Annotated in this window: 16 protein-coding genes, 3 rRNA genes, 1 pseudogene and 3 riboswitches; all 20 genes and pseudogenes read right to left on the bottom strand. The window is 50.8% G+C overall.

Translation table 11 applies throughout. The annotated features are described in order from the left end of the window. Positions 1-217: 217 nt before the first annotated feature. Positions 218-1,462 (bottom strand): MFS transporter, encoded by a 1,245-nt coding sequence (locus JI735_RS12325; protein ID WP_051051317.1) that lies wholly within the window; start codon positions 1,460-1,462, stop codon positions 218-220. An 84-nt stretch (positions 1,463-1,546) separates the two neighbouring features. Beyond that, complete coding sequence (locus tag JI735_RS12320) at positions 1,547-3,685, bottom strand: DNA topoisomerase III (RefSeq protein WP_039832234.1); 2,139 nt, start codon at positions 3,683-3,685, stop codon at positions 1,547-1,549. A gap of 108 nt (positions 3,686-3,793) precedes the next feature. After that, complete coding sequence (locus JI735_RS12315) at positions 3,794-4,984, bottom strand: DUF4179 domain-containing protein (protein ID WP_039832233.1); 1,191 nt, start codon at positions 4,982-4,984, stop codon at positions 3,794-3,796. Then, complete coding sequence (locus JI735_RS12310; protein WP_039832232.1) at positions 4,959-5,543, bottom strand: RNA polymerase sigma factor; 585 nt, start codon at positions 5,541-5,543, stop codon at positions 4,959-4,961. The genes JI735_RS12315 and JI735_RS12310 overlap by 26 nt, the downstream gene beginning before the upstream one ends. 147 nt (positions 5,544-5,690) lie before the next feature. After that, positions 5,691-6,437, bottom strand: coding sequence for an acyl-[acyl-carrier-protein] thioesterase (locus tag JI735_RS12305; RefSeq protein WP_039832231.1), 747 nt, complete (start codon positions 6,435-6,437; stop codon positions 5,691-5,693). A 197-nt stretch (positions 6,438-6,634) separates the two neighbouring features. Beyond that, positions 6,635-6,751 (bottom strand): 5S ribosomal RNA (rrf, locus tag JI735_RS12300). Between the two features lie 148 nt (positions 6,752-6,899). Continuing rightward, a 23S ribosomal RNA gene (locus tag JI735_RS12295) occupies positions 6,900-9,826 on the bottom strand. A 371-nt stretch (positions 9,827-10,197) separates the two neighbouring features. Next, positions 10,198-11,748: ribosomal RNA gene (locus tag JI735_RS12290) — 16S ribosomal RNA — on the bottom strand. The 16S, 23S and 5S rRNA genes sit together here, the layout of an rRNA operon. Positions 11,749-12,159: 411 nt before the next feature. Continuing rightward, positions 12,160-12,969: a transglutaminase-like domain-containing protein gene (locus tag JI735_RS12285; protein ID WP_039832950.1), complete on the bottom strand. Its 810-nt coding sequence runs from the start codon at positions 12,967-12,969 to the stop codon at positions 12,160-12,162. A 13-nt stretch (positions 12,970-12,982) separates the two neighbouring features. After that, a riboswitch (cyclic di-GMP riboswitch) is annotated at positions 12,983-13,064 on the bottom strand. 74 nt (positions 13,065-13,138) lie between these two features. Then, a riboswitch (cyclic di-GMP riboswitch) is annotated at positions 13,139-13,220 on the bottom strand. Between the two features lie 120 nt (positions 13,221-13,340). Next, positions 13,341-13,997 carry a class D sortase gene (locus JI735_RS12280; RefSeq protein WP_020431872.1) on the bottom strand — a complete coding sequence of 219 codons (657 nt, stop codon included), beginning with the start codon at positions 13,995-13,997 and terminating at the stop codon, positions 13,341-13,343. A 52-nt stretch (positions 13,998-14,049) separates the two neighbouring features. After that, on the bottom strand, positions 14,050-14,220 hold the full coding sequence (locus tag JI735_RS36890; protein ID WP_202677430.1) for a GtrA family protein: 171 nt from the start codon (positions 14,218-14,220) through the stop codon (positions 14,050-14,052). Continuing rightward, entirely contained in the window at positions 14,208-14,453 is a 246-nt protein-coding gene (locus JI735_RS36885; RefSeq protein WP_202677429.1) for a GtrA family protein, read from the bottom strand. The genes JI735_RS36890 and JI735_RS36885 overlap by 13 nt, the downstream gene beginning before the upstream one ends. After that, entirely contained in the window at positions 14,443-15,432 is a 990-nt protein-coding gene (locus tag JI735_RS12265) for a glycosyltransferase family 2 protein (RefSeq protein ID WP_039832948.1), read from the bottom strand. The genes JI735_RS36885 and JI735_RS12265 overlap by 11 nt, the downstream gene beginning before the upstream one ends. 51 nt (positions 15,433-15,483) lie before the next feature. Beyond that, positions 15,484-16,758, bottom strand: a complete 1,275-nt coding sequence (locus tag JI735_RS12260) for a phospholipid carrier-dependent glycosyltransferase (protein ID WP_202677428.1) — start codon at positions 16,756-16,758, stop codon at positions 15,484-15,486. Beyond that, the gene (locus JI735_RS12255) at positions 16,755-18,266 is read right to left on the bottom strand and encodes a glycosyltransferase 87 family protein (RefSeq protein ID WP_233476362.1); all 1,512 of its coding nucleotides are present in this window, start codon (positions 18,264-18,266) and stop codon (positions 16,755-16,757) included. Before JI735_RS12255 ends, JI735_RS12260 begins: the two co-directional genes overlap by 4 nt. Then, positions 18,251-19,309 (bottom strand): carbohydrate binding domain-containing protein, encoded by a 1,059-nt coding sequence (locus JI735_RS12250; protein WP_202677427.1) that lies wholly within the window; start codon positions 19,307-19,309, stop codon positions 18,251-18,253. The genes JI735_RS12255 and JI735_RS12250 overlap by 16 nt, the downstream gene beginning before the upstream one ends. Continuing rightward, the gene (locus tag JI735_RS12245) at positions 19,306-20,526 is read right to left on the bottom strand and encodes a hypothetical protein (protein WP_233476361.1); all 1,221 of its coding nucleotides are present in this window, start codon (positions 20,524-20,526) and stop codon (positions 19,306-19,308) included. Before JI735_RS12245 ends, JI735_RS12250 begins: the two co-directional genes overlap by 4 nt. A gap of 131 nt (positions 20,527-20,657) precedes the next feature. Continuing rightward, complete coding sequence (locus JI735_RS12240) at positions 20,658-21,305, bottom strand: ArnT family glycosyltransferase (protein WP_233476360.1); 648 nt, start codon at positions 21,303-21,305, stop codon at positions 20,658-20,660. Positions 21,306-21,427: 122 nt separating this feature from the next. Then, positions 21,428-22,828, bottom strand: coding sequence for an NCS2 family permease (locus tag JI735_RS12235; RefSeq protein WP_039832945.1), 1,401 nt, complete (start codon positions 22,826-22,828; stop codon positions 21,428-21,430). A 122-nt stretch (positions 22,829-22,950) separates the two neighbouring features. After that, positions 22,951-23,049, bottom strand: a riboswitch (purine riboswitch). A gap of 597 nt (positions 23,050-23,646) precedes the next feature. Next, positions 23,647-24,820 (bottom strand): annotated as a pseudogene (locus JI735_RS38125) (IS3 family transposase). Between the last annotated feature and the right edge of the window lie 46 nt (positions 24,821-24,866).

The following is a 24,866-nucleotide window of genomic DNA, read 5'->3' as shown; positions in this document are numbered from 1 at the left end:
CGGCCCCCCCTCCCACTCAACCTATCTACTGTATATTATAGTCCCCTTTTTGACAAAAAACCAATAACTCTTACATCAGCTGCCAAGTAAAAGCGCCTTCCCCGTCCTTAAAAAGCGTATCTTCCAAGGCATCTATACTCTTTATCGCTTCCAGATATCCGGTTCAGCGAGTAATAGAACGATAGTTTATAGCATGAAGCTTACAACTTCTTATGTTTCAAGTCTCTGCCCCGATCTTTGGAGCCCGGCCGCCGGTTCTGCCCGCTTCCCTAATCCATACCCAGGAGAGCAATGCAGCCAGCAGAGCGGCGATTCCTCCCAGCCAAAACCCGCCTTTCAATCCATAGGCCGAGCTCATCCATCCCGCCACAAAAGGGCCGCCCGACATACCGATGGCATACACCGCCTGGTAGAACCCCATTGCCGTTGCCCGTTTGAACGGAGCCACACCGGAGACTGATTTGCCCAGCAGCAAAGGGAAAATCAGCCCCTGCATAAAGCCATTCCCCACCTGGGTCGCGCACAGAGCCGCAAGAGTCGGCATCGAGGGGATCAACAGTGTGAACAGTGCGCTTCCGGCAAACCCGAGCAGCAGTGTTCCCCGGTCGCCAAGCAGCCTTCCGAACCAGCGGGAACCATATAATGTCGCTGCCGCATGGGGCAGCATGAACGCCAAGGTGAGCCAGCCGAGGCTTTCCTTGCCCGCACCGATTGCAAGCGCCTGATTCGGAGTATACCCGAACATCGTAATAAACAGTACACAATGCGCCAGCACCGATAAAAGCGACACTTTGACCAGCAGCGGCTCCTTGATCACTTCAGCCAGGTCTTTAAGCTGAATTGCATTTTCCCGCTTATCCTGCCGTTGTTCCGGCAAACGTAGTGCAAGCAGCAGCGCAGCCGCAGCCACCACTCCACCAATGACAAACGGGGCGTTCCAGCCCCAGTGCTCTGCTATATATCCGCTGATCATCATGCTCGCCAGCTGTGCAATCACCGTGGTGAACTGCAGCATGCCCATCGCCCTTCCAGCGTCCTCTTTGGGAAAATATCCGGCAAACATCACCGAATAAACAACCCAAGCCGATGCGGCAATTCCGGATACCGCCCGGGCTGCGAGCGCCCAGCCAGGGTCCGCACCCGCCAGGAACAGCAGACAGCTTGCGCCGCTGGCGATCAGTCCCAGGTAGATAAAAGGCCTGCGCCGGTTCAGAACATCCGAACCAATGCCGATCGGCAGCCGGAACAGAATCTGCATCAGCCCATACACTCCAAGCACTGCCCCAACCATTACATAAGAGGCTCCCAAATGCTCCACGTAAGGCGAAAGCACCGGTACATAGATATAAGAAGAGAACCAGAACATAAAGACAATTATCAAAAAGAAAAACCGGCTTCCGCCCTGCCTTCCCTGGGCTCCCACCGTTTGTGCTTCAGCACTACGCCGCTGAACTGCCGCCACTACATCACCCGCTTATTTCTATTTTTCCGCAACCGCTATCTGTACCGCCCATTCCCGGCTGCAGCAGGTTCGTTCCTGATCTCCTTATTTGCCCTTCTCCTTGGCTTCCATCGCTGCTTTGAGCAGCTCACCCAGGTTAGAGCCTACACTCTCCTGTTTGCTGTACTGCTGCACGAGCCTCTGCTGCTCACGTTTGTTGATATGCTTATGGTCTTTATCCATTGTCTCTGTAATTCCGCAGCCAAGGCACTGGACATAGAGCCCTGCCTTCCCCTCTTTTAGCTCCATCTTCTTGTGGCACTGCGGGCAGCGGCGGTTAGACAGCTGCTTCTCTCCCGCACGGGTATAACCGCAGTCATCTGCCGGGCAGACCAGCAGCTTGCCGCGCTTGGTCTTCTTCTCCAGCAATCTTGTTCCACAGTTTGGACAATGGCTGTTCGAGACATTATGCGGCTTATATTCCGCCCCGCTGTTCTTCACACCGGACACCAGCTCCTGTGCCATGCTCCGGATGCCTTGCAGAAAAGGCTCAGGCCGCCCTTGTCCGCGGGCGATTTTCTCCAGCTCCGCCTCCCAGCGCGCTGTCAGCTCAGGTGTGTGCAGTTGTCCTGCCACCAAGCCTATCAGCTGCTTGCCTTTTCCTGTCGGATGCAGCAGATTGCCCTGACGTTCAATCGTATCGGAGCTGACCAGTTTCTCGATAATGTCAGCGCGTGTAGCCGGCGTTCCCAGCCCATGCTTCTCCATCTGGGTCAGCAGTGAAGCTTCATTGTAGCGCTTCGGAGGCTGTGTCCGGCCTGGCCGGATGATGCACCGCTGCACGGTAACGGCTTCCCCTTCACGCAGTTCAGGGAGCTTCACACTGCTTGCCGCCGGTTCATCTGCGGTGTTCCCGTCTTCGTCATCGCTGCTCATATCTCCGCCGTAGACCTCGCGCCAGCCCGCATCTTTTACCGTTGTGCCTTTGACATGAAAAACTTCTCCATCAACGTTTACCGTCACCGCCACCGCATCGTAACGCGCTGCAGGATAGAACAGGCTGATGAACCGGCGTACAATCAGATCATAAAGCTTGCGTTCCTCAGCACTTAGCTGATTAAGAAGTACAGTCTGCTCCGTAGGAATAATCGCATGGTGATCGCTCACCTTGCTGTCATCCACAACCCGCTTGGTGATCGGCAGCGGCTTGCGCAGCAGCGGTCTTGCCAAGGCCGCATAAGGCCCCACAGCCACACTGTCCAGCCTTTCCTTGAGCGTGCCTGTCATATCCGACGTCAGATACCGGCTGTCTGTACGCGGATAGGTCACCAGCTTATGCTGCTCATACAGCCGCTGAAGCACACTTGAGGTTTGCTTGGCCGAGAATCCGAACTTGCGGTTCGCATCACGCTGCAGCTCTGTGAGATCATATGCCAGCGGATGGGGTTCGCTTTTCTCACTTTTTTGCACCTTGGCGATGCGTCCGCTTCGTCCCGTGAGCCTCTCTTTCAGCTTTGCCGTTGTATCCCGTTCAAAAATACGCCCATCTCCGCCCTGGGCCCGCCAGCCGGCCTGGAAGCTGCCAAAATCAGCCGTCAGCAAGTCATACTCCTGGGAACGGAAGCCGGTAATTTCATTCTCCCGGTCCATAATCATGCCCAGTGTCGGGGTCTGCACCCGTCCGGCAGACAGCGGCGCACCGAACTTGCAGGTCAATGCCCGCGTCACGTTCAGCCCGATCATCCAGTCTGCTTCAGCACGGCAGCGCGCCGATTCATACAGCCGGTCAAACTCCCGGCCCGGCCGGAGCGATGCGAACCCTTCCCTGATCGCCTTGTCCGTCTGCGAAGAGATCCAGAGCCGCCGGAACGGCTTTTTCCAGCCAGCCATATTCATGATCCAGCGCGCCAGCAGCTCGCCTTCACGCGCAGCATCCGTAGCCACAATCAGTTCTTCTATGTCCTGCCGTTTCATCAGCTGCTGCACAGCCTTGTACTGCTGGCTCGTCTCCCGCAGCACCTTCAGCTTGGCCTTCTCCGGCAGAATCGGCAAATCCTCCAGCGCCCAGTTGGCAAATTTATTGTTATAGTCCTCCGGCTCCGCCAGGCCCACCAGATGCCCCAAAGCCCAGGTAACCACATATTTCGGTCCTTCAATATAACTCTTCTGTTTGTTTCCACAGCCCATCACCCGCGCAATCTCGCGCGCAACCGACGGCTTCTCGGCAAGTACTAATACCTTCATAGCTCTCTCCTTTCCATACTGCCTAATTATAGCACGCCTGAATCCCGCTTGAAAAAAAGCCCGCATCTGCCATCAGGCAGACACGAGCTTCTTTTTGCAGAATTATTCTTAAGGGATTTGAATCGTTTGTTCAAGCTCTGGGTAATAATGCTTCACCGGTTTTCCGTTGGCATCCTTCAAAGGCTTGAGATCTTTGTCAACGGCATGCGTAAATGGCTTAACCGTAATCGTTTTCGGCGCTTTCGGGAACGGCTCGAAGTCAAGATCGACGATAGGGTGAGTTGTGACTAGCGGACTGTAAAAATATCCTTGTTGGGAAAGCACATTATTGCTTTGATCGCCCACGATATCATAGAGCATTTCGGAAGCGTTGTAGCCGGATATCGGCTTCGGCAAGCTTGGAACTTTACCTGCTTCATTCACAACCATTCTGCTTGTGGCCGGAGTCAGCTCCAGTTTTTTAATGGTATAACTGAATTCCTGTGTCTTTTTCGTTTGGTTCAGATCAAGTTTGACAATGCCTTCCGTTACCTTTTTCACTGGCACCTTGAATTCAAAAGGCTCTGCGATTTGTGTTACCGGTATACTGACGCTTAATTCGAATTCATTACCATAGCCTTCAGTGTTGCTCAGCTTTCTGAAATCATACAAAAGGGTGTTCTTTTTTCCTTCAACATCGCCAGACATCGACATTCCATAAGCTACTTCTTTTCCATCCGGCATTTTTAGGACAGCTGAACCCAGCAAGCCCTTAACGGACTGGTCTAATGTTACTTTTGCCTTCTTTTCCTTTACAGCCGGATCAAACTCAATGGGTTCAATAATTTGCTTTGCCATCGTCTCGTCGTTATCAATACCTTCACGTTCGATTGCGAACGCCAACCGCGTGCCGTCATAATAGATATCGGTAAGCTTCAACGTCACCCCATCATGGGTAACGCTTTGGTTAGGGGCCGTGGATAGACCTTTTTCACCTGCGGCTTGAAGACCCTTATCCTCTATATCTTTAAAAATATTTCCTACAATCGGAATCTGCTTCAACGTATCCGCCATAACCGGTGATACAAATCCGCTCCCGATAATCCCTGCGCCCAGCACTGCTGCTGTGGATGTAGCCACCAGCGTTTTTTTCAGGAATCTGCCGCCACGTTTGGCCGATGCTCTTTTTTCCATATCCTCTTCTCCTATTCGCTTCATAATTAAATCGCTGAAACTGTCTACCGGCAGCCCATGATTTTGGACCATTTGACGAATGTCCTGCATCTTCCGGCTTTCAGTTCGACCTTGCCACTTCTCCATGAGAGCCTCCTCCTTCATTCATCTTTTGCCGGACCAGCTTTTTACGCAGGCGTTCAAATTTCTTCCGCAGGGCAGCAGGATTACAATCCATAATTTGCCCAATCTCCTCGAAGCTGTACTGTTCAACAACCTTGAGGATCAGCAGATTACTTTCCTCGGCCGATAAACTGTCCATCAATAACTGTACCGGCCCTTCATCGCTGGGATTATAATAAGCCTTCGGGTGCTGCTCTTTATACAGGGATAACAGACGGCTACGCCGCTTGCGTTTACGAATCTGGTCCAGACAATGATGGTAGGCCACTTTATACAGCCAGGCGGAAAAAGATTCCACTTTCCTATAACGCTCAAGCTCCCGATACACTTTCACAAAAATATCTTGAACCGCATCCTCAGCTTCTTCACGGCTTTTCAAAATGTAATAACAATACGTATATATCTGCCTTTCAAAGGCCCGGATTATCGTTGCAAAAGCCTCACGGTCTCCTGCACGCACCTGATTTATGGCTTCATCAACCAGCGTTGGACTCGCTTGGGCCCCGGGGTCTCGCCGTTCCAAAGAATCACCTCCTCGTTGACTGCCTACACCTATATAACGTTTTTCAGTTCCCGAATTGTGACAAGCGGTAAAAAAGGAAAAATACCCCCAAATAAAAAAGACAGTCCCCGTTATCCTTTCAGAGGGCTGTCGCTCTTTTTATTTTCACTACAAAACAAACTTAAGGCAAGCTTCAAAAAACACGGTTTCCCCACTCTGCCCGCGTACGAACATTCCCTGATCTGTTACAGGTGTCCGCAAAATCACCATCTCATCCCCAAATGTAGCCTCCTGCAAATAACTGATCCGGAAGCTGGCCAATTCCAGCTGCTCCCACTCTTTCAGTGACAGCGTATCAGTGCATAGCTCGCCATAACGTGCGTTATTCAGATGGCTATTACTATCCAGGCCGCTGTAACGCACCTGGTAGCGATAGGCTTCCACCAATGGAAGCTCCGGGGGGATCGTGACCTTTTGCGGCATGGGGCCCACGGAATCGCCAGTATAGTGCTCCACCTTCACCGGGAGAGCTGACGGACGAAGGATCTTTCGTTTGGCAATATCGACAAGCGCCCAGACCGAACGGGCCGTGACGATTTCTATTTGGCTGCTGTCAAAAATCCGGTAATCGCGCTGCCAGAGCGCTCCTTTGGTTCCTTTACTCCACGTATGTATAGTCAAAAGATCATTTGGATGTGGCATACGCTTGAATTCAAGCTCCAAAGTAATCAGCATCCATCCTATTCCAGCCTCCAGCATCTGCTCCATGCCCACACCTGACCCACCCACTGCTGAATCCGCCGCGCGCTGCATCATATCCAGCACAAAAGACAGCTTTCCCTGGGAGCGGTAATCCGTATCGCTCGCGTGTACGGAATACTGTTCGGTCCATATGAGATGAGTAAGGTTATCCATAGGTTTATCCCCTTCTGTTCATTAAATAAGCTTGCATGTATCAAGGCATCCACATTTAAGTCTACTCTATCCACATAAACTGGGGAATACTCGGCAAAGTTCCCTTGCAAAGCTTTATCCACATGTGGGTAACCCACAGCAACTAAACTTTCCAGAATACAAAAAACCACTGTTGAGTTACTCAACAGTGGTCATGTGCTTGGCGGCGTCCTACTCTCCCAGGACCCTTCGGTCCAAGTACCATCGGCGCTGGAGGGCTTAACGGTCGTGTTCGGGATGGGTACGCGTGGAACCCCTCCGCCATCGCCACCAAACGGGCACTTGCGGTGCAAATGCGTAATTCAGGTCTCAGCATCGCCAAATGCTGAAAGCAAATGTCACATCATGCGGCCACTTGGACCTCATGACTTCCAATTTGATTCCTGAAAACTGAATCCGAAACGAAAACTGCATTTTAGTTTATTGGATAAGCCCTCGACCGATTAGTATTGGTCAGCTCCACACGTTACCGTGCTTCCACCTCCAACCTATCTACCTCGTCGTCTTCAAGGGGTCTTACATGCTGGGAAATCTCATCTTGAGGGGGGCTTCACGCTTAGATGCTTTCAGCGCTTATCCCGTCCGTACGTAGCTACCCAGCCATGCTCCTGGCGGAACAACTGGTGCACCAGCGGTACGTCCATCCCGGTCCTCTCGTACTAAGGACAGCTCCTCTCAAATTTCCTGCGCCCACGACAGATAGGGACCGAACTGTCTCACGACGTTCTGAACCCAGCTCGCGTACCGCTTTAATGGGCGAACAGCCCAACCCTTGGGACCTACTTCAGCCCCAGGATGCGATGAGCCGACATCGAGGTGCCAAACCTCCCCGTCGATGTGGACTCTTGGGGGAGATAAGCCTGTTATCCCCAGGGTAGCTTTTATCCGTTGAGCGATGGCCCTTCCATGCGGTACCACCGGATCACTAAGTCCGACTTTCGTCCCTGCTCGACTTGTAGGTCTCGCAGTCAAGCTCCCTTCTGCCTTTGCACTCTTCGAATGATTTCCAACCATTCTGAGGGAACCTTTGAACGCCTCCGTTACTCTTTAGGAGGCGACCGCCCCAGTCAAACTGCCCGCCTGACACGGTCCCCGTACCCGTTTAGGGTACCAGGTTAGAACCTAGATACGATCAGGGTGGTATCCCAACGGCGCCTCCACCGAAGCTTGCGCTCCGGCTTCTACGGCTCCCACCTATCCTGTACAGATCGTACCCAAATTCAATATCAAGCTGCAGTAAAGCTCCATGGGGTCTTTCCGTCTTGTCGCGGGTAACCTGCATCTTCACAGGTATTAAAATTTCACCGGATCTCTCGTTGAGACAGCGCCCAAGTCGTTACGCCATTCGTGCGGGTCAGAATTTACCTGACAAGGAATTTCGCTACCTTAGGACCGTTATAGTTACGGCCGCCGTTTACTGGGGCTTCGGTTCACAGCTTCGGAGTTGCCTCCTAACCGCTCCCCTTAACCTTCCAGCACCGGGCAGGCGTCAGCCCGTATACTTCGCCTTGCGGCTTCGCACAGACCTGTGTTTTTGCTAAACAGTCGCTTGGGCCTTTTCACTGCGGCCCCCTCGGGCTATTCACCCTACCGAGGCACCCCTTCTCCCGAAGTTACGGGGTCATTTTGCCGAGTTCCTTAACGAGAGTTCTTCCGCGCGCCTTAGAATTCTCTTCTCGCCTACCTGTGTCGGTTTGCGGTACGGGCACCTTCTCCTGGCTAGAGGCTTTTCTTGGCAGTGTGAGATCATGACCTTCGCTACTGTAATTTTCGCTCCCCATCACAGCCCAGCCTTATGGTGTGCGGATTTGCCTACACACCAGCCTCACTGCTTGGACGGACATCCATCAGTCCGCGTCACTACCCTCCTGCGTCACCCCATCGCTCATAGCGGATTACGGTGGTACAGTAATTTCAAACTGTTGTCCTTCGACTACGCCTGTCGGCCTCGCCTTAGGTCCCGACTTACCCTGAGCGGACGAGCCTTCCTCAGGAAACCTTGGGCTTTCGGCGGATCAGATTCTCACTGATCTTTTCGTTACTCATACCGGCATTCTCACTTGTGTACGCTCCAGCGCTCCTTACGGTACACCTTCAATGTATACACAACGCTCCCCTACCCCTGATGCAAAGCATCAAGCCATAGCTTCGGTGGTGTGTTTAGCCCCGTTACATTTTCGGCGCAGAGTCACTCGACCAGTGAGCTATTACGCACTCTTTCAATGGTGGCTGCTTCTAAGCCAACATCCTGGTTGTCTGTGCAACTCCACATCCTTTCCCACTTAACACACACTTGGGGACCTTAGCTGATGGTCTGGGCTGTTTCCCTTTTGACAATGGATCTTAGCACTCACTGTCTGACTCCCGGCAAGAAGTCCATGGCATTCGGAGTTTGACTGAGCTTGGTAACCCTTGCGGGCCCCGCACCCAATCAGTGCTCTACCTCCACGACTCCATTCACCGAGGCTAGCCCTAAAGCTATTTCGGGGAGAACCAGCTATCTCCGAGTTCGATTGGAATTTCTCCGCTACCCCCACCTCATCCCCGCACTTTTCAACGTACGTGGGTTCGGGCCTCCAGTGCGTGTTACCGCACCTTCACCCTGGACAGGGGTAGATCACACGGTTTCGGGTCTACGTCCACATACTTAGTCGCCCTATTCAGACTCGCTTTCGCTGCGGCTCCGGCTTCTCACCTTAACCTTGCATGTTAAACGTAACTCGCCGGTTCATTCTACAAAAGGCACGCCATCATCCATATAGAGGACTCTGACTTTTTGTAAGCACACGGTTTCAGGTTCTATTTCACTCCCCTTCCGGGGTGCTTTTCACCTTTCCCTCACGGTACTGTTTCACTATCGGTCGCCAGGTAGTATTTAGCCTTAGCAGATGGTCCTGCCGGATTCATACGGGGTTTCACGTGCCCCGCACTACTCGGGATCCGTCTCGGAGGGAACAGGGTTTAGGCTACAGGGCTTTTACCTCTATCGCGGGCCTTTCCAGACCTCTTCGCCTACCATATTCCTTTGTAACTCCATGTGAGACGTCCCACAACCCCAAGGAGCAAGCTCCCTGGTTTAGGCTGTTCCGCGTTCGCTCGCCGCTACTGACGGAATCACTATTGTTTTCTCTTCCTCAGGGTACTTAGATGTTTCAGTTCCCCTGGTCTGCCTCTTCACACCCTATGAATTCAGATGTGAGTGACTGCGAATTACCACAGCCGGGTTTCCCCATTCGGACACCCCGGATCAAAGCTTGCTTACAGCTCCCCGAGGCAGTTTCGTTGTTCGCCACGTCCTTCGTCGGCTCCTGGCGCCTAGGCATCCTCCGTGTGCTCTTATTAGCTTAACCACGATTTTCTCCGTAGGAGAAATATCGAACATTGAATGAATTCAAAGCTCTTTACTTCCGTCAGGAAAATATCGGTCACTAATAACTATTTCAACTTGTTCACACAAGTTTCAGCTAAAAGATGTTCTAAAACGCATTTTCGTTTCGGTATCCAGTTTTCAAGGATCAAGTGTTTCCGGATTTAACTCCGGAAGAAGATCATATCATGTTTCCAAGCAGCTTGGCTACAAGCAAGTTCTGGAAACCAATATGCCCTTTGAGAGCTTAAACTCTCAAAACTGAGCAACGAGTGAGCAACAGGCCTAAACCTGAGTTTTGGAAGCAAAGCTTCCGATTTGAATGTTCTCATTGCAGAGAACGATTCTCCATAGAAAGGAGGTGATCCAGCCGCACCTTCCGATACGGCTACCTTGTTACGACTTCACCCCAATCATCTACCCCACCTTCGGCGGCTGGCCCCCTTGCGGGTTACCCCACCGACTTCGGGTGTTGTAAACTCTCGTGGTGTGACGGGCGGTGTGTACAAGACCCGGGAACGTATTCACCGCGGCATGCTGATCCGCGATTACTAGCAATTCCGACTTCATGCAGGCGAGTTGCAGCCTGCAATCCGAACTGAGACCGGCTTTGCTGGGATTGGCTCCACCTCGCGGCTTCGCTTCCCGTTGTACCGGCCATTGTAGTACGTGTGTAGCCCAGGTCATAAGGGGCATGATGATTTGACGTCATCCCCACCTTCCTCCGGTTTGTCACCGGCAGTCACTCTAGAGTGCCCAGCTCTACCTGCTGGCAACTAAAGTCAAGGGTTGCGCTCGTTGCGGGACTTAACCCAACATCTCACGACACGAGCTGACGACAACCATGCACCACCTGTCTCAACTTTCCCCGAAGGGCACCTAATGCATCTCTGCTTCGTTAGTTGGATGTCAAGACCTGGTAAGGTTCTTCGCGTTGCTTCGAATTAAACCACATACTCCACTGCTTGTGCGGGTCCCCGTCAATTCCTTTGAGTTTCAGTCTTGCGACCGTACTCCCCAGGCGGAGTGCTTACTGTGTTAACTTCGGCACCAAGGGTATCGAAACCCCTAACACCTAGCACTCATCGTTTACGGCGTGGACTACCAGGGTATCTAATCCTGTTTGCTCCCCACGCTTTCGCGCCTCAGCGTCAGTTACAGCCCAGAAAGTCGCCTTCGCCACTGGTGTTCCTCCACATCTCTACGCATTTCACCGCTACACGTGGAATTCCACTTTCCTCTTCTGTACTCAAGCTGCCCAGTTTCCAGTGCGACCCCAGGTTGAGCCCAAGGTTTAAACACCAGACTTAAGCAGCCGCCTGCGCGCGCTTTACGCCCAATAATTCCGGACAACGCTTGCCCCCTACGTATTACCGCGGCTGCTGGCACGTAGTTAGCCGGGGCTTTCTTCTCAGGTACCGTCACTCCGGTAGCAGTTACTCTACCGGACGTTCTTCCCTGGCAACAGAGCTTTACGATCCGAAAACCTTCATCACTCACGCGGCGTTGCTCCGTCAGGCTTTCGCCCATTGCGGAAGATTCCCTACTGCTGCCTCCCGTAGGAGTCTGGGCCGTGTCTCAGTCCCAGTGTGGCCGTTCACCCTCTCAGGTCGGCTACGCATCGTCGCCTTGGTAGGCCGTTACCCCACCAACTAGCTAATGCGCCGCAGGCCCATCCTCTAGCAGCAGATTGCTCCGCCTTTCATCCCAAACCCATGTGGGTCAAGGAATTATCCGGTATTAGCTACCGTTTCCGGTAGTTATCCCAGTCTAGAGGGTAGGTTGCCTACGTGTTACTCACCCGTCCGCCGCTAAGTTTACCCCGAAGGATAAACTCCGCTCGACTTGCATGTATTAGGCACGCCGCCAGCGTTCGTCCTGAGCCAGGATCAAACTCTCCAATTGGTATTGAAAAGAGCGATAGCTCATTTTGAAACATCTGACGAGAATTTGCATTCTCTGATGAAATTTCTAAAGCGCGAAACACGCTATGAAAATCATCTATTTTGGATCTCACTTGCGTGAAATCCCACTCACTCGTTGTTCAGTTTTCAAAGATCAAACTCGTTGTCGGCGATGATTATGTCGTCACCAGCAACTCTTATAATATATCACGTTTGTTTGAGAAATGCAAGTTTTTTTCGAACAATCTATTCAACTGTTCTTCTTTTACTCTGCAGCGCTCCAACAACGCTTATTTATAATACTCCAGAGTCATATAAAAAAGCAACCCTTTAGAAAAAGAAAGATAACCCACTTAATATTTAAGCGGGTTATCTCCAAAAGATCCGATTGTTGATTGTATATTCACTTCTCTTAATAGAATTTTGCTGCGGAGTATTTGCTTGCTACTTTAATTAATCCCGTTTCTTTGTTGTTCTTGCCCAAACCGGCATCAACTGTAGTGTCGATAGTCACCCACTTGCCGTCAAGCAAGACTTCGTTCCAGGCATGGTATGAAGTCACATAGCTGGTATTCCCCATCACCAATTTGGTAGGTATGCCTTGACTGCGGAGCATGGTTGCAAACAATGAAGCATAATCGTAGCAAATCCCCTTCTTGGTGGCCAGTGTATTGTCATTGTTGGGGATGTAGTCAGTCGTAACACTGGAAGCTAAGCTATAGTCATATTTCACATTAGAAACGATGTAGTTGTATATTGCTTTTACCTTTTGTTCATCAGTGGTCAGCCCCTGTGTGAGCTGAGCAGCCTTCAGAACTGATTTATCGGAAGAACTCCATTTCACATTCTGTACGGAGCTCAAGTATACGTCGTTCGCATCGCTCATGCTGAGGTCTACGGTTTCGGAGGACATCACTTTGTATTTATTGCCGGTAGTGTTCTCCAGAACAGAAACTTTATAAGATCCATTACCTTGCTGCAGCGGGAAGGTTTCATTAGGCTTAGAAGCATATAGGTTATATGTGTAGCTGTTGTTGTCCTTAGTAATCATGAGCTTAATACGCTTGTCCTTAGGAACTTCATAAGAAACAGCGATAACCCCTTGATTCAATTGCGATGTATTCAACCAGCCTGTGTCCGTGCTGGCAGCTTCAGCTGATCCTGTCTGAACGGAAGCGGCAACTACAAACAATGTTAACAACGTAAAAAAGAACTTCTTCATGGATAAAACCCCTTTCGGTAGCTGGCTGCCATCCATAGCGGGAAGGCCCTTTAGCTTTGCGTCCCTACCTTTCGATAGGTTTGCCGTTATCGTATAAGCTTTATCTGTTCTTACTTCTAATGCGGTTTGATAGATTCATATTTAAGAACAAACAAAAAAAGCCTCTTCATTCGGTAGCTGGCTGCCATCCATAGCGGGAAGGCCCTTTAGCTTTGCGTCCCTACCTTTCGATAGGTTTGCCGTTGTCGTGTTTAGCTTTTATAGTTATATAGTATCATATTTATATCTATATTCAAGACCCAAATCACTAGACTTCTACTATTTTTTAATTAAATTCTAATATACTACCTTTAGGCCGCGCTAATTGGGATTTAAGACAATCTGGCATGAATAATCAGGCGATGAGTCGGATTGACCAATGGATCACAGGTAATCAGAGTGAGTATTTTATCATCGTTATGTCCATTTAATACGGAAACATCCGTAGGCTCTACAATTGAAATATCATACACTACGTATTGGTAATCCTGTTCCTTTGTTTGCACGGATATGGTATCACCGACCTCAACTTCGTTGAGCCTGTTAAAAAGCCTGCCTGCTGTTCTCGATCTATGTGCTGCAATCGCAGCATTGCCAACCTGCCCGATAGCCGCGGTCTCCTTCATGTGGGCGGCAGCATGCTTCATGTTGGCTTTAGTGGCCCCTTCCAGTACGGGCAGCTTCAAATTGATTTTGTCGATCTGGATAATGCCTGTGATCTTGCCTCCCAGCTTAATTTCGGGAGCCGGCGCTTCTGTCGCTTTCGCCAGGTCACCCTCAGAGGATTCCTCGGCGAGAAGCTGGGTGACTTCAGCATATTGTTTGTGCAGATCTGACTGCGGAGATGGTGACGGCGAAATCTCACTGTACGCCTGTTCGGCTTCCTCCAGCAGCTTCTGCTGCTGCCAGTCGTTATACCATTCATTTGCTTTGGGGTACAGCATCAGCAGAATCCCGGCAAGAATAATTAAGTAAGAGAACTTGCGCATGAAATCACCTCCGAAAGTTAGTATTAAAGTCCAATCTATCTAGTGCATTTTTTCAAAATACCCACTTCCGGCTTCCGAAAAAATTGATCACTACGGTTACGACGGTAACCAGCACTTTGGCAACCAGCACCTGAATGCCGAAGCGGCCGGTCAGCAAATGCATAAGCAGCACTGATATCCCCAGCACAACCAGGTTCAGCACAATGAACCTTACCAGCTGCATCCGGTCAAAGCTATCCTTGCTCCCCGGTCCCGGTCCCGAAAAGTCACCTTCTTATTCCAAATGAAACTGTTGGCGGTACCGGCGCTGTAAGAAATGATCTGCGCCGGGGCATTCATCATCCCCAGTGAGTGCAGGAGAGTGAATATGGCAAAATCAATCAAGGTATTCAGCACACCTACGGCATTGAATTTTAAAAACTGGATGAATCCTGCATTAATCTGTCTATCTGGCATAATCATTGTCCTTCCGCACGCCCGCGTTCTCTCCGCCACTCTCTGCATCGCCGTAGCCCCTCGTCTCACGCACGATATACAGCGGTCTATCCTTGGATTCATCATAAATCCGCCCAATGTATTCACCGATTACGCCGAGCAGCATCAGCACAATACCATTAAACAGCAGATTCACACCCACGATTGAAGCCCAGCCGGGTACCGTCCATGAGGTGAACACCTTCTGGAACAGAACAAAGAACAGATAAAGAAAGCTGGAAAAGGAAAGAAAGAAGCCAATGTATGAGGCTATTTTCAGCGGTTTGTGGGAAAAAGAGGTGATGCCGTCCAGCGCAAACCGGATCATTTTCTTCAGCGGATATTTGGTTTCACCGGCAAAACGCTCTTCACGCACGTATTCAACCATAGTCTGGCGAAAGCCCACCCAGCTTACCAGCCCGCGCACATAGCGGTTCTTCTCCTTCAGACCGCGCAGCACATCACATACCTTGCGGTCAATTAACCGGAAATCACCCGTGTCTGTAGGAATCTCCACACTGGTCATGCTGCTGAGCAGACGGTAGAACATCTTTGCGGTTGCTTTTTTGAAGAGCGTTTCTCCCTGGCGCTTAAGCCGCTTGGCATAGACTACCTCATAACCCTCTTTCCACTTCGCAATCATCTGCAAAATTACCTCAGGCGGGTCCTGAAGATCCGCATCAATAACCACGACCGCCTCGCCTTCAGCATAATCCATCCCCGCCGTGATCGCCACCTGATGGCCAAAATTGCGCGAGAAATCAACCAGCTTGACATGCTCGTCGCGGCTGCTGATCTCACGCATAATCTCAGCTGTACGATCCCGGCTCCCGTCGTTAACGAAGACAAGCTCGTAAGAATCGCCGCAGCCGTCCATGACCTTTTTGAGACGCTCATACGTATGCTGAATGACTTCTTCCTCATTGAACATGGGGACAATTACACTGTATCTGGCTTTCACCTTAGTTCCTCCTAAAATTATGTAACTGCTGTGTAAGCATCCGCCACTTCACTAGAAGACCCAGGAAGGGAACCAGCGCAGCACAACGTCCACATAGTCTTTACTAACCTGCATGCCTGACAGCACAGGATAAAACATTACAAAAAGCAGTGCGGCAACGGCCACATAAGCATGACGCAAATACCGGGCCTCCGGGTATTTACTGTCGAGCAGCTTCATGATGTATACAATAGCAAGAATCATGAACGGCACCATGGCAAAGTAGTGGTAAAGGAACGTTTCACGCGGCACCAGCATCCATGGAACATACTGCGAGAAAAATCCGATCCAGATCATGTACAGGTTCTTGTCCTTGCGCTTGATTGTAAACCAGACCGAAGCCAGCATAGCAAAAATTCCGGTCCACCAGATCAGCGGGTTCCCCATAGTCACGATGCTGCTTACCTGTCCTTCCAGCAGTCCTTCACCGCCGCTGAAAAACCATACCGGCCGTTTCATGAAGGGCCATTCCCACCAGGAAGAAGCGAAGGGGTGAGTGGCAACAAGCTGGCTGTGGTAATTGTACATGTTCTTTTGCGCATCAATCAGACCTTTGAAGGTGTAGCCGTCTGCCGAGACCGACAGAACCGGGATAAAGGACAGGCTGTAGATCACCCCTGGAATAATGACAAAAAACAGCACGCAGCTAAGCAAGGTAACAATGGTATTCTTCCAAAACGATTTGTCCGCGGTGCTGCAGGCGGCCTTGAGCTCCTGATCCCCCACTCTGCCCTCCGCCAGCAAACGTCCCGCCGCCCTGTACTCTCTGTAGCGTTCAAACAGGGCAAGCGCCAGCATGATGGCAAGACCCGCACCCCCGTAGATTACAATCCACTTGGAGGCGACGCCGATCCCAAAAAACAGGCCGGACCAGAAAAGAGGCATCAGCGTCCGGCGCAGCGGAATGCGGTAGAAGCTCATTGTGAAATACCGCTGCATGAAATAGAACATCAGCATGATGAAGAATACACCGTAGACATCGATGGTTGAGATGCGCGTCTGGGTGAAATGCATGAAATCCAGTGCGAACAATCCGGCGGCAAGAGCGGCATAGAGGCTCTTTTTGAACAGCCGCAACGCCATTATATAGATCAGCGGCAGCATGGCAATACCAAAGAGCGTGCCGATAATCCGCCAGCCGAACGGATTGACGCCGAACAGCTCCATCCCCACAGAGATCAGCAGCTTGCCAAGAGGCGGGTGGGTATTCTCGTACGGGACGATACCGTGGGCATACTCATAAGCTGTACGGGCATGATAAATTTCATCAAAATAGGTGCTGTTCATAAACCCGGAATTCTCCGGGATGACCGATTGTTCATCAAACAGGTTGGACGGCTGGCCCCTTTTGGCAGTTGTACCATCAGGTGTAACGCTGGCGACCGGAAGCGGTGTTTTGCCTCCCCCTGCTCATAGAAGGCCATTTCATTCAATGTGAATCCCGGAGAAGTAACGGTCAGCTTCACATATCTTGCCGCAACGTTCAAAGGCTGGCTTTTCCAGATAAACACATTGCCGACATCCTCATTGACATCCAGCGGGCCGCTCCAGGTATCCGGCGACTGGCTGAATTCCAGCTTGAATTTGCCGGTCCCGACACCGCCGAATATGTTCACCCGTTCCAGCTGGCTGCTCTGGCCCAGGTCCACAACAAAGCTCTCGCCGCTGGCTGCCGGTTCCCACAAGGTTTCCGGGGCTTTGGCCGAGCCCAGATGAAATAAAGCCAGCGCCGCATAGACGGCGGTAATGCCCAGCATCCAGATCCAGTCTTTGCGCTGCAGCTTAGGCAGCCCTATCCGGCTGGTGCTTTTGGGAAGTGGACGCATCCCCTCGGCCAGCTCCAGGTCCGCATCATATTTCTCTGCCGCCGCAGCCGGAGGAAGAATTGGTTTAATTTCTTTTCGGACATATACCACATACCCTACATACAGCATGTATAACGCCAAAGCAATATTGGCAATTGCAGTCACCAGCACAATGCCGTCCGAAGGCGGATTATTGCCGGCGTTCAGATGGGCCAGCGTATAGCCTACATTAAGATACTGCGTCAAAGTAAATCCGAGGAACAGCGTCAGGAAACGGCGGTCCCGGCTCTCGATATAGGTGAACAGGCACAGGAGCAATGCCGGGTACATGTACCGTTCATGCATTTTTGTCCCGAAGACAAACACGATTGTGATGAGAACCATACCGATAAAGAAGGACTTCGAAAGCTCTTTACGGTCTTTTTTGAAAGAGTAATACGCGGCAAGGGCAACGGCCACCAGGATGAAAATAAAACCCCAGGCACGATAAGTAATTCCCAGCCACATGGAATCAATGGAAGCCCATAAGGGATCGGTCAGCGCATATAGATTAAAAGCATTGACCGTTGAATACGGATAGGAGGATAAGGTGCCCTTATAAAGATCAATCAGCCCGCCAATTCCGCCGTTATTCCAGAAGAATGGAGCCGCCAGTACAGCAAAGATGCCAAGCCCGTAAAGAGCGCCAACCGCAAGCTGCTTCCAGGCACGGTGATGGTAGAAGGCAAACAGCAGTACTGGAGTGAAAATCAATGCCTGCGGCTTAACAAGCGTAGCCAGGGCAAAAAAGATTGCCGAACGCACAAAGCGTTGTTCCGATGCGCCCAGAATACTGAGCAGCAGGAACACTAAAAAGAAGGAATCTGCTTGCCCCCAAGCGGCAGAGTCCATCAATACCGCCGGATTGAACAGGAACAACAGCATCAGGCCGATGGCCGTGCCGGAACCCAGTTTCGCACGTCCTGCACGGTAAATCAGCCAGCCCAGCACCAGATCGGAAAGGATTGCCGGCAGCTTGAAGAGCAGGGTCTCTCCCCCGAGCCGTGCGCAAATCCGAACAGTCCGCGAATGAGGCTCAGCACGTACAATATGTACAAATAACCTGGAGGATAATCGGCAAAGTACCCCTCTTCATAAAACTTGCCCGGCCCCAGGTCCACAAGGCGCTGGCCCCAGGCGATAAAGGTGTTCATGTCATTCTGATATCCCTGCGCGGTCAAGCCAATCCAGATCCGCAGGATCAATGCCGCGCCGAAAACCACGTAGAGCCAGCGGGTATAGACAGCAGCCGGCTGCTTCAGAAGCCGTTCACTGCGGAATGCCCTATTATAGAAAAAGGCGAAGAACACACTGAATACTGCCGACAGCAGCAGCAGCTTGGCAGGCGATACCTTGTGCGGTGTCTCCGCAGCCTGACCGCCTCCGTTCTGGGCTGCTGCGGCCGCGCTGTCGAGCGAGATGACACCGGCTCCCGCAGGAACGGCATCCACCTGCTCTACCGACAGATCATCAAAGTAGGCTTTGCCTTGAATCAGACTGGCATAGCCGCCCAAAGCTGCACCGATGCCCAGCTCTTTTTGCCCGGAGCCGGTTTGGCCGTAGAATTCAAGGTATTGCCAATCTCCGCCTGTATCCGTGGTAGCGGGATACCCCCCTCCTATGCCTACGGGGAAAATGTTCGCACCCAGTCCCTGGCCTGCGGTGCTGACGATTTTGACGTAACCGGAGATCTTATAATAGCTGTTAGGCGAGACTGCAATCGTCTGCACCCATTTGAGGTGATTGGGTTCCAGATTCTCAATAACCGCAGCCCTGGTACCGGAATGGACTTCCTCAGACTGCACAGAGAGCAGCCCCGAGCTGTCCCCCTGAATCCACATGTCCTTGGTCCAGCCCGCAGGAGCACCTTCCTCCCCTTCCTCAAAGCCCGGATTCTGCAGTAAATTGCCCGCTGCATAACTGCTTGTTACAGGAAGAATGAACAATAACAGCATTAAAACCAACATTGCGGCCGTGCGTGTACTCCTGATCATCGTTCCAACCTCACCTCGTCAATGTTAATCCAGCCATTCCCGCCGGTTATGTAAATCTCCGCCTGCTCGCCCTGCTTAAGGAACGCATCCGGAAGCACAACAGGGTGATATTCGTCCCCTGCTGTCAGTTCAGCTTCCGCCCGCACAGAGCCGTTCACACGGATTCCTATCCTTCCTCCTGAACCCCCGGCGCTCACCATGGCAGTTAGTTTGTAGGTCCCTGTCCGGGCACTAAAGGTCTGTTGAATGCTTTTGTCTGAACCTATGTCAAGATATGCATGGCCTGCTCCCGAGTAAGGATTATTGCCGGCTGCACCCGTTCCCGTTGAAAAGCTCCAGCCGGAGGTTCCCTCTTCAAATCCTCCATTAGGCACTTCCGCCTGAACTCCTTCAACATTCGGGGCGGCATTACCTTCCGTGTTGTTATAAATAAGCACACTATAATTAGTAAATTTCTTAATTGTATACCCGCTGTTCACAGCAGGCACGGGGTCGTTGTTTCCAAAGACATATGCCGCCTGTCCCGGCTCAATGCCCGGAGCACCAAATTTGTACCGTCCAAAGGAAGACACCATCTGAAAAGCATCCCCGGGATTGATATATTTGACCGAAGCCAGAAAGTCATGCGGATTGATTTTCTCATAAAAAAGCACATAAATATAGGGCATATTGACTTTATCTGTGACATAGATATCGCCGCTGGCTGTTTCTGAAGCGTACTGTATAGCCTCTCCCAGCGAATCATAGAAGGCCGGGCCAATCTCCTTAGCAAACTTTCCAAAATAGGCATTTGTAAAAAAACCGAACATCACAGCAAATACGGCTACCGACAGCAGAGCGGCAAGCTTCAGCTTCTGATGCAGCGAGAATACAGCTGTGGCAACCAGCATAATCAGCGGATAGAAAATGATATTGATCCGGTTGATGTTCACATCAGTGATCAGAGCCATCAGGATAGCGGTGCCCAGCCAGAGCAATACGGTTACATACCCAAGCCCCTCACGCCCGCGCTGATACACCTGATACATCATAACAATTAACCCGAGCAGAGCAAAGGGCAGTGCAATCGGGTAAGCATAGCCGTATGGAGATATGGCATTCCAGGGCAGCCCGTCGCTTCCGCTGCGCAGCAGCTCAATAAACCTGCTGAAGTTGCTGGAAGCTGTGTGCAGAAGTTCTCCGCCGAATACCGAGGAAATCTGCTCCACCCGGGGCATGGTTAATCTGGGAATCGTGAAGAGCCTGGTGGCTATCTCATGAAACCCATAATGATTAATTACTATAAATAATAGTATAGGCAGGGCAAGGAGGACAAAAAAAACAACGTTCCATACCAGCATCCGGAATTTTAAGACTCTACTATACAATAGAAGAAATGCGGCACAGATAGCAAATACCGGCACAAAAAATAGGCTGTTCCGTATGCATATAACGAAATTGCCATAATAACCGTAAAGCCGTAGGACCATTTGGGTGTCTGAAAGGATTTCAGCAGACAATAGACGGCAATCAGAATCAAGGTAGGGAACAAGTTGGATTCCAGCGCCCAGCGGGACATCATAATATGCCAGGGATTGATGGCGATGAAGAACATGGCGAAAATCCCGCCTGCCCGGGTTGGAAACAGCTGTCTCATACTTAAATAGAAAAAAATCATGCCGAGCAAACCCATCACCAGACTCAGCGCCCGGACAGACAGCGGTGTCAGCCCGAAGAGCCAGATAAAAGGCAGGGATAAATAGGCATAGAGCGCATTCTGTCCACTGCCCCAGGCGATAAGGTGAATAGGCAGATGGACACCGTTGCGGTCAATCCCGTAATGCAGGATCGCGTAAGCATCATAGCCGATGGATGCCTCATCCTGATTAAGTCCTGAAGGAATAGATCCGAGATAGATTATCCGTACAATTGCACCCAGCACAAACAGCGCGAGCGGCCAAGGATTGTCTATACAGGATCGGTACACTCTTTTAAATAGGCCGGAAATAGGGATCACCTCTTCAACAATATAATCCAAATGCCGGATGATGAAAAGACTACGGAAAAAAAGCCCCGCCTAGTACAGGCAGGGCCGCAGAAATAAACTACGAGTTCTGGTTGAATTGACGATGTCTTAGCTTAACCCTGGCTGCCGATCAGAACGTAACGCAGCACAATCAGGACGGCGAGCAGCCACATCATCCAGTGGATGTCGTATTTCTTCTTACCGGCAAGATTGGCAACACAGGCCAGGATAACATAGGTTACAATACCGAACGAAATCCCGTTCGCAATATTGTAGGTGAAAGGCATGATGGCGAAGGTAAGGAACGCCGGAATAGCCAGAACCATATCCTGAAAATCAATTTGGCGGATGGACTGCGCCATAAGCACCCCGACAATGATCAGCGCGGCTGCAGTAGCCGGACCTGGAATCAGCGCGACAACAGGTGCCAAGAACAGTGCGAGCAGGAAGCAGACACCGGTAGTCACGGCAGTCAGACCTGTACGGCCGCCTTCGGCAACACCGGCAGCGCTCTCTACGTAAGCGGTAGTAGTGGAAGTTCCCAGCATCGCACCGCCGGCAACAGCTACTGCATCGACGAACATGGCATTTCCGACACGTTTCTTGCCTTCTTCGGGGTTCTTCATAATTCCGGCACGTTCAGCAGTACCAACAAGCGTACCAAAAGTGTCAAACAATTCTACGAAAGTGAAAGTGGCAATCGCGGACACGATCCCGGTGTGCATAATGCCCTCCCAGTCAAATTCCCAGAAGTTGAGCTGGGTGAAGTCAGGAACCCAAGGCGTCTGCGGATTCGACAGCGTGCTGAAATCAACAGCACCCATGAGAATAGCGACAACGGTCGTGCCCAGAATCCCGAACAGAATCGCGCCGCGCACGTGCAGCACCATCAGGATGGAAATCAGCAGCAGGCCGATAATTACCAATTGAACATTGGTGTTTTCCAGGCTGCCCATATGAATAACCGTTTCAAAGGAGAGGACATCTGTAAACTTGTTAGCGGCGATATCCTTCCCGGCTTCAACGCCGATCGTCATCAGTCCGCTGTTCTTGAGGCCGATAATGGTAATGAACAAGCCGATACCGACGGTAATGGCATGCTTCAGGCTGTCAGGAATGGCGGTAAGCAGAATCTGCCGGACACGGGTGATTGTCAACAGGATGAAGATAATCCCGGAAATAAATACGGCGGTCAGACCCATCTGCCAGGTGAATTCATGATCGGTGGTTGCCGAGGACAAAACCACGGATGCAAAGTATGCATTAAGGCCCATACCAGGCGCCAGAGCTACCGGGAAGTTGATGAACAGTCCCATGGCAATGGTGAAAATCCCTGCAGCCAATGCTGTAGCCAGGAATACGGAATACCAGCCCATGTCGATGCGGCCAAAAGCGGTCAGAGTGCCGGGATTCACCGACAAAATATACGCCATTGCCATAAAAGTGGTCAGACCGGCCATAATCTCTGTGCGCACTGTGGTGCCGTTTTCTTTCAACTTGAAAAAGCGGTTCAAATTGTTCTCCCCTAAGGTGTATGTTGTCTAAAAGCAACAAAAAGCCGGCATCTTGGGAGACACCGGCCCGAAAAAAGAGCAGCTTCGCATGTCCAATGGATAAAAATCCGAAGGATCGTGAAGGCCTTGCTCTTCTTAATCGTAGCCAGGTCATTACGGTGACCTCGTAGAGACTTCCGGGCCGATTCCGGAATTATACGAATGTTTATGCTGCTCTAACGCTTTATTATTGTAGGTGTACTTAACATAACTTGTCAATGGAAAATACGAACAATGAACGGTATTTTTTTGTTATTGTTCGTAATTCAGACATTTCTTCGGATGTATCCCGTGCCTTCCATTCAAACTGACCAACGACATTACTTAAAGAAACACAGAAAAAAATTGAAGAAATTGATTTTGTGCTAAATTCCAAAAAAGATACTATCTGCGATACCGCAAAATCCATGATGAAAAAGGTAAGGGCACACCATAAATTAATGAATAACAGCACGGGACTTACGGCCGAAGGGATTCCCCGCCGCTCCCAAATTAACGGGAGCATGCCGAAGACGATCGGTGTACTATAGGCAGCATAGGCAGGCTTAGCGTCTTTTAGCTTACTTAGCGCTCACCTTGTTGCACAACGTACACAACTCTTGCTCAAAAGTCAATTGAGACATGCATTGTAGGCCGTATGATTATGGTGTGGGTCATTCTGCGGAAACGCTGAGCTACCTTTACGGTCTATCCGCAAGAGAGCACACGCTTAGCTTGGAGGCAAAAATCAGCCGTTGCGGACAGGATGTGCTTCTGTCAATAGAGTGGACACAGTAAAATCAGTTTGCGAGTGCAAGATTGCTGTAATATAATGCCTCAAAGCGATCCGGTGAAAGATAACCCAGCTTACTGTGTATTCGTTTTCGGTTGTAGAAGAACTCAATATACCGGAACAACTGGTTCTGTGCTTCTTTTTGCGTTTGGAATTTTCTGCGGTAGATGAGTTCTCGTTTGAGAATACTGTGAAACGATTCAATGCAAGCATTGTCGTAGCAGTTCCCTCGGCGGCTCATGCTGCGAATCATATGGTATCCCTTGAGCTTCTTCCGGTACTCTACAGAGGCGTACTGACTTCCGCGGTCGGAATGGTGGATCAGTCCTTTCCCGGGCTTCTGTGCGTTGTAGGCCTTGTCCAGGGCCGCTGAAACCAATTCGACTTTCATTCGGTTGCCGAGCTGCCAGCCGACAATCTTGCGTGTGTACAAATCTAAAACGCTCGCCAAATAGATCGTGCCTTGGCGTGTTCGGATATAGGTAATATCCGTGACCCATACTTGGTTGGGTCTAGTACACACGTCGAAATGTTGGTTTAGCCAATTCGGGGCAATCGGGAAGTCGTGGTTCGAATCAGTCGTCTGAACTTTAAATTTCCCCATTGCTTGGGAACGAAGATTGTGCTCTCGCATGAGTCGGCCTACCGTTTTCTCCCCACGGTAAACCCTTCTTGCTGGAGCTTCTTTGTGATTTTGGGGCTACCGTAAATTTCACCGTTGTCATGAAAGTGGTATTCAATGCGCTGTACGAGCCGTTCCCGATGCTTCATGCGCTCACTGGGAGGGGTCGCCCGCCACTTGTAATATCCACTTCGGGAGACTCCGAGTACGCTGCACATCTTCTCAATACGGAACACGGAGCGATGTTCCTCAATAAACTGGAACTTCAGTCCCGGTCTTTGCTGAAGATGTGCATCGCCTTTTTTAGGATGGCGACCTCCTCCTCCAGATCCTTATTCTTTTGCTCGAGATCCGCAATTTGTTGTTCTTGGGCACGCAGTTTCCCGCTCCCTACAAACGGTTCATTGGGGAACTGCCGAAACTTCATCATCCAATCTTTGAGCGTTCCTTTCGGAATGTTGAGTTCTAGGGCAATCTCGTCCATGGATTTCCGTTGTTCTTGGATGTACTTTACGGTTTCTTCTTTGAACTCTTTGTTATATCGCTTCCGTTCGACCACGGTTACCACCTCTTCTAAAGTTTATTCTATTATCTATGGGGGTGTT

The organism is Paenibacillus sonchi, from assembly GCF_016772475.1.
Taxonomy (GTDB): domain Bacteria; phylum Bacillota; class Bacilli; order Paenibacillales; family Paenibacillaceae; genus Paenibacillus_AQ; species Paenibacillus_AQ sonchi.
This window is presented reverse-complemented; position numbering and strand designations above follow the sequence as displayed.

Coding starts and splice junctions, on each gene's coding strand:
- JI735_RS12285 (WP_039832950.1), bottom strand. CDS start 12,969: ATGAAGAAGTTCTTTTTTACGTTGTTAACATTGTTTGTAGTTGCCGCT.
- JI735_RS12245 (WP_233476361.1), bottom strand. CDS start 20,526: ATGCCCCGGGTGGAGCAGATTTCCTCGGTATTCGGCGGAGAACTTCTG.
- JI735_RS36890 (WP_202677430.1), bottom strand. CDS start 14,220: ATGCAGCTGGTAAGGTTCATTGTGCTGAACCTGGTTGTGCTGGGGATA.
- JI735_RS12305 (WP_039832231.1), bottom strand. CDS start 6,437: ATGGATAACCTTACTCATCTCATATGGACCGAACAGTATTCCGTACAC.
- JI735_RS12280 (WP_020431872.1), bottom strand. CDS start 13,997: ATGCGCAAGTTCTCTTACTTAATTATTCTTGCCGGGATTCTGCTGATG.
- JI735_RS36885 (WP_202677429.1), bottom strand. CDS start 14,453: ATGCCAGATAGACAGATTAATGCAGGATTCATCCAGTTTTTAAAATTC.
- JI735_RS12250 (WP_202677427.1), bottom strand. CDS start 19,309: ATGATCAGGAGTACACGCACGGCCGCAATGTTGGTTTTAATGCTGTTA.
- JI735_RS12320 (WP_039832234.1), bottom strand. CDS start 3,685: ATGAAGGTATTAGTACTTGCCGAGAAGCCGTCGGTTGCGCGCGAGATT.
- JI735_RS12260 (WP_202677428.1), bottom strand. CDS start 16,758: ATGAACAGCACCTATTTTGATGAAATTTATCATGCCCGTACAGCTTAT.
- JI735_RS12315 (WP_039832233.1), bottom strand. CDS start 4,984: ATGGAGAAGTGGCAAGGTCGAACTGAAAGCCGGAAGATGCAGGACATT.